The sequence below is a fragment of the Thiomonas sp. TH-17 genome (assembly GCF_057473305.1).
This window is the reverse complement of record NZ_JBYCKI010000305.1, coordinates 1-5154: the sequence shown is the minus strand read 5'-3', so window position 1 is coordinate 5154 and position 5154 is coordinate 1. Positions and strand designations below refer to the sequence as shown.

At 60.0% G+C, this 5154-nt stretch carries 7 protein-coding genes; 4 read left to right on the top strand and 3 right to left on the bottom strand.

What is annotated here, in order from left to right:
- The 3 genes from AC2VLV_RS16710 to AC2VLV_RS16700 form a co-directional block, all read right to left on the bottom strand.
- Positions 1 to 202, bottom strand: a 202-nt coding sequence (locus AC2VLV_RS16710; protein WP_486991036.1) for a hypothetical protein, incomplete at its 3' end; no start/stop codon positions are given.
- A gap of 103 nt (positions 203 to 305) precedes the next feature.
- A complete protein-coding gene (locus AC2VLV_RS16705) occupies positions 306 to 911 on the bottom strand; it encodes a YeeE/YedE thiosulfate transporter family protein (RefSeq protein WP_486991035.1) in 606 nt (201 codons plus the stop codon).
- Entirely contained in the window at positions 908 to 1417 is a 510-nt protein-coding gene (locus AC2VLV_RS16700) for a YeeE/YedE thiosulfate transporter family protein (RefSeq protein ID WP_486991034.1), read from the bottom strand. Before AC2VLV_RS16700 ends, AC2VLV_RS16705 begins: the two co-directional genes overlap by 4 nt.
- Positions 1418 to 1850: 433 nt before the next feature.
- On the opposite strand from AC2VLV_RS16700, the gene AC2VLV_RS16695 reads away from it, so the two are divergent.
- From AC2VLV_RS16695 to AC2VLV_RS16680, 4 genes are all read left to right on the top strand, one after another.
- Complete coding sequence (locus tag AC2VLV_RS16695; protein WP_486991033.1) at positions 1851 to 3140, top strand: NAD(P)/FAD-dependent oxidoreductase; 1290 nt, start codon at positions 1851 to 1853, stop codon at positions 3138 to 3140.
- 134 nt (positions 3141 to 3274) lie between these two features.
- Positions 3275 to 4084, top strand: a complete 810-nt coding sequence (locus AC2VLV_RS16690) for a sulfite exporter TauE/SafE family protein (protein ID WP_486991032.1) — start codon at positions 3275 to 3277, stop codon at positions 4082 to 4084.
- A 95-nt stretch (positions 4085 to 4179) separates the two neighbouring features.
- A complete protein-coding gene (locus AC2VLV_RS16685; protein ID WP_486991031.1) occupies positions 4180 to 4557 on the top strand; it encodes a PA2779 family protein in 378 nt (125 codons plus the stop codon).
- A gap of 10 nt (positions 4558 to 4567) precedes the next feature.
- Positions 4568 to 5154: PA2778 family cysteine peptidase (locus AC2VLV_RS16680; protein WP_486991030.1), on the top strand; the 587-nt coding region annotated here is incomplete at its 3' end.

Sequence of the window (5154 nt, the reverse complement as noted above, 5' to 3'; positions counted from 1 at the left end):
CGCAAGGGTTGCTGCTCTTCTTCTCCATCTTCTTTTTGGTCGGTGCGCAGGGGTTGCTCGGCGCGCAGGGGTTGCTCGAAGCGTGGGCGATGCCGGTGGCCGACAGGCTCGACAGGGCTTGCGGCATGGGGGCAACGACAGCGGCAGCCAAGGCCAGTGCGGGAAGGGCTTGAGACAGTTTGATGAGGCGGGCTTTAGCCATGAGAAACTCCTAAAAGAGTGGTTGAGAAAGGCAAGGCAGCTATTTGCGGCCCTGTCCGCAGACAACGCGCGGGCAGGGCTGTGCGCTGACAGCGCGGGTGAATTTAACTGTTTTGTGCAGCCAATGAGCCGGAGGTCTTGCTCTTGCCGCCGCGCGACTGCACATTGGTACGGGTGAGGTAGCCAACAATCACCAGCACGGCGAAAAGCGCTGCCCAAACGACCCAAGCGGGCAGGTGAAGCAGTTGCGGCAGCGTGAGGCCGTCAGGCCCGACCTGCTTCCAAGCCCAGCCTTCGATCGAACTGAAAACCGAGTTGAAGCCCAATGTGCCGATGCCGATGCCCAGCAGGAAGACCAGACCGTCGAGCTTGCCCGAAAACATCGCGACCATCGAGGTGCCCGGGCAGTAGCCGCCCACCGCCATGCCCACACCAATGAGCACGCCGCCGAGCGAGCTACCCCAGATGAACACCGAGGGCACGAACATATTGCTGACCTCGATGACCCCGAGGCCTTGCAGCAGGTAGAGGCCGCCGGCCGACACGAGAATCGCGGTGAACATGACCTTGAACACGGCCCAGTCTTTGAAACGCAGTTGGGCAGTGAGTTTGCAGCCGCTGCCAAAACCCGCATTTTCAAGAACGTAGCCGAAGACTAGGCCGAGAATGAGGCCCGATACGGGGCCGGTGTATCCAAGAGGGAAGCTCATTTCCAGAGTCCTTTCGTCAGTTGGCCGAACACAATGCCAGCGATGAAGAAGCCGATGAGGAACAGAAACCCGGCAGCCGCCAGGGTGGCCGATCCGGAAAGGCCCATGCCGCTGGTGCAACCCAGCGCGAGACGGGCGCCGAAACCGGCGGCAATTCCGCCAATCACGGCGAGGATCAGGCGCAGGCTGCGTCCGGCCTGGGTAGGGCCGTCAATCTGAAACTTGAAACGACCGGCGAGCACGCTGCCGATCAGCGCACCGATGGCCAGACCGACAACTTCCCAGACGATCCAGCGATTGAGCCCGACTTCGAACAGGTTATGGAGATAGGTGTGGGCGGCGACGGTATTAGGGTCGACCTTACCGGCCACGGCCGCGGTGGCGAGCGTGGTGGCTCCGGTCACGCCATAACCGTTGCCGGTGACGAGAAAGGTGGCCAGCAGGCCGAGCCCGAGTAGAACCCCGGCGACGTAGGGGTTCCAGAGTGGACGAGGTGTGTTGCGCATAAGTAGGCTTCCTCCAGGTGTTGTGCGGTGACCTCTATGGGGACAGCCGCAGGATGATCGATGGATCAACTTGTCTCAAATTCAGTATAGGAAAGATTTCACAATGCTTCCGGGAGTATTAGGGTTTATCCAGACTAGGACTAACACGGATGCAGACTTTTCAAATTTGCGTTTAATCAAGCAATTTTGACGGGCTTGACAGGAATGCCCGAGGCTCAATCCGTGGTATCGATATGCTTGAATGTGCGTATGCTTTAACAAAGCCGTTGCCATCCTGATGTCTGCACAGGACTTGACCGGATTGCCAGAGCAACGGTGAACGGCTTCGCCACAGTTGCTGTTCTGGTCTGCTCGGAAGATTGAGCCTGACCAGAGTTTTTGAACGCCGCCCGAGCGCATTCGGGCATTGACTTGCACACCAGGAGACCAGGGTATGGCACATATCGTTGTATTGGGCGCCGGCATTGGCGGCATGCCCGCCGCCTATGAAGCGCGTGAAGCGCTCGGCAAAGCACACAAGGTCACGGTCATCAATGCCGTGGACTACTTTCAGTTCGTGCCATCCAACCCCTGGGTGGCCGTGGGCTGGCGCAGCCGGGACGAGGTGATTTTCGGCATCAAGCCCTACCTGGAGCGCAAGGGCATCGATTTCATCGCCAAGGCCGTGACCAAGATCGAGCCCGACACCAACACGCTGACTTTGCAGGATGGCGCCAAGGTCAACTACGACTATCTGATCATCACCACAGGCCCCAAACTTTCTTTTGATGAAATTCCAGGGGCGGGCCCCCACGGCGGCTTTACCCAGTCGATCTGCAGCATCGATCACGCCGAGAAGTGCTATGCCGATTACGAGAAGCTGGTGGCCAATCCCGGCCCAGTCATTATCGGCGCCATGCCGGGTGCAAGCTGCTTCGGCCCGGCCTACGAATACACCATGGTGCTCGATACCGCGCTGCGCAAGAAAAAAATCCGCAACAAGGTGCCCATCACCTATGTGACCTCCGAGCCTTACATCGGCCACCTAGGGCTGGATGGCGTGGGCGACTCCAAGGGCATCATGGAAAGCGCCTTCCGCAGCCATGACATCCGCTGGATCACCAATGCCAAGACCACCAAGGTGGAAGACGGCAAGATGTTCGTGGATGAACTCGACATGCAGGGCAATCTGGTCAAACAGCACGAACTGCCGTTCAAGCACTCCATGATGCTGCCCGCGTTCAAGGGTGTGGACGCGGTGGCTGCGGTGGATGGACTGTGCAACCCGCGTGGCTTCGTCATCGTCGATCAGCATCAGCGCAGCCCGAAGTACAAGAACATTTACTCCGCCGGGGTCTGCATCGCCATTCCACCGACCGGCCCGACGCCGGTTGCCTGCGGCGTGCCCAAAACGGGTTACATGATCGAGTCGATGGTCACGGCCATCGTGCACAACCTCGAGGAAGAACTCGCGGGCAAGCAGCCCACGCACCGCGGCACTTGGCAGGCGATCTGCCTGGCTGACTTCGGAAATACCGGCGCGGCGTTCGTGGCCATTCCGCAGATTCCGCCGCGCAACGTCAACTGGTTCGGCGAAGGCAAATGGGTGCATCTGGCCAAAATTGCGTTTGAAAAGTATTTCATCCGCAAGATGAAGAAGGGCAACTCCGAGCCGATTTACGAGAAATACATGATGAAGCTCATCGGCATGGAGCGCCTGCTGCATCCCGAGCGCAAAGACTGATTCTTTTTGCCTCAGTTCGAGCCCGCAGGCTGTACGGTCTGCGGGCTTTTTTGTTGCGATCTCGGCGGTCGCTTCCCGGCAGAACCGGGCCTGAGCAGTTAGGCTGCATGGGGCTATTGACGTGAAGAGAAAAGATGATGTGGCTTTCCATTGCGATTTTTCTGTTGGCCGGTGCCTCCGCGGGTTTTCTGGGCGGGCTGTTGGGTATCGGGGGCGGCTTGCTGCTGGTTGCGGCGCTCAGCTTTGCTCTGCCCGCATTGGGCATTCCGGCCGATGAAGTCATTCATGTGGCCGTGGCGACGTCGATGGCCAGTATCGTGCTCACGTTTATTTCCTCCGCCACGGCGCACATCCGACGCGGCGGCGTGCTGTGGCCGAGTTGGCGCTGGCTGGCGCCAGGTATGGTGATCGGGGGTTTCATCGGGGCGCATCTGGCGCAGATGCTCAGCGGCTCGGCCTTGCGCTATGTCATTGCCGGGTTCTGCGCGGTCATGGCGGTACAGATGGCGGTTGGCAAACGCAAAAAAACAGTGCAAGGTCAGGAGCACATTCCCCGTTCACCCTGGCTGTTGCCGACAGGTGTCGGCATTGGGGCTGTCTCCTCTGTCGTGGGCATCGGCGGCGGGTCGATGACGGTGCCTTTGTTGGTGTCGCTGGGCGTTCAGCCGGTCAAGGCGGTGGCGACGAGTACGGTTTGCGGCTTGGTCATCGCCCTGTCCAGCGCGCTGAGTTACATGCTCTCGGTTCATGCGCCCGCCCATCCTCTTCCGCCTGGGGCGTTCGGCTACGTTTTTTTGCCCGCTGCTGCGGCGACTGCTGTCGCTTCCATGGCGCTGGCGCCGTATGGAGTCCGCGTGGCGCATCGCATTTCGGGCGACGCGCTCAAACGGGTGTTCTCGATTTTTCTGGTTGTTGTGGGCGCGCTGATTGCGTTCGGGGGGTAGCGGGAGCGGCGGCGATTAAACTCGAACGCTTGCCAACACTCCCCGTTTCCGGGCGGTTGAGTCTGGAAAATTTCACTTATTGAAAGGGCCGACGAATGTTTCCTTCTCGTATTTCCCGTCAATTTCTGGTGGCTGCTTTGGGCGTGAGCCTGATGGCCGCGGCGCCCGCCGCGCGAGCCGAACTGATTGGTACGCAGCAGCTCACCCAGCCGCAGTCTGGCCAGGGCGCGACAACGTTGGCCGCTGACCGGTCGACGCTGGACCATTTCATGGCGCGCGCCGATGTGCAGTCCAAGCTCGAACAAATGGGGTTGAGCCAAGAGGTGACGCAGCAACGCCTAGCGGCGCTGAGCAACGCTGAAGTAGCGCAGTTGGCCGGCAGGATCAACAGCATGCCTGCTGCAGGCGCCTTGGGTTTTCAGGAAATGGTGATCATTCTGCTGGTGGCGATTCTGGTCGTGCTGGCACTTTGATGGGGTGTGCATGACGGCTTGTCGGCTGCGCACTGCATCGCAACTGACTCTTGCATTCAGTTTGTTGCTGGGCGGTTGCGCCGCCTTGCCGCCAGGGGTTTTTTCGACGTCGCCGCCGCAATTTCAGCATGGGCGCTTGGTAGATGAGCCCGCTGGCTTGCCGCCTTCTGCGAAGGTGGCTGGAGTGCCGTTTTTTTCGGATGACAGTCACTATTGCGGACCGGCTACGCTGGCCTCCGTGTTGGTCTTCAGCGGGGTTCGCACCACGCCGAAACAGTTGATTCCGCAGGTGTTCACGCCGGGGCTGGAAGGTAGCCTGCAATTCGATCTGCTCGGGGCGTCGCGCCGGGCTGGGCGCATTCCCGTCGTTCTTCCTCCGAAGCTGGGCGCTGTGTTCGCGCAGGTGGCTGCAGGCTTTCCGGTGGTGGTGTTGCAGAAGGTCGGATTGGGTGCGCACGATTGGCACTATGCCGTGCTGGTGGCGTATGACTTATCGGCTGATCGTGTCACCTTGCGTTCCAGCACCGCTCGTGATCTGCAACTTTCCATCGAGCAGTTTGATCGGTCTTGGGCCGCGGGCGGAAGGTGGGCATTCAT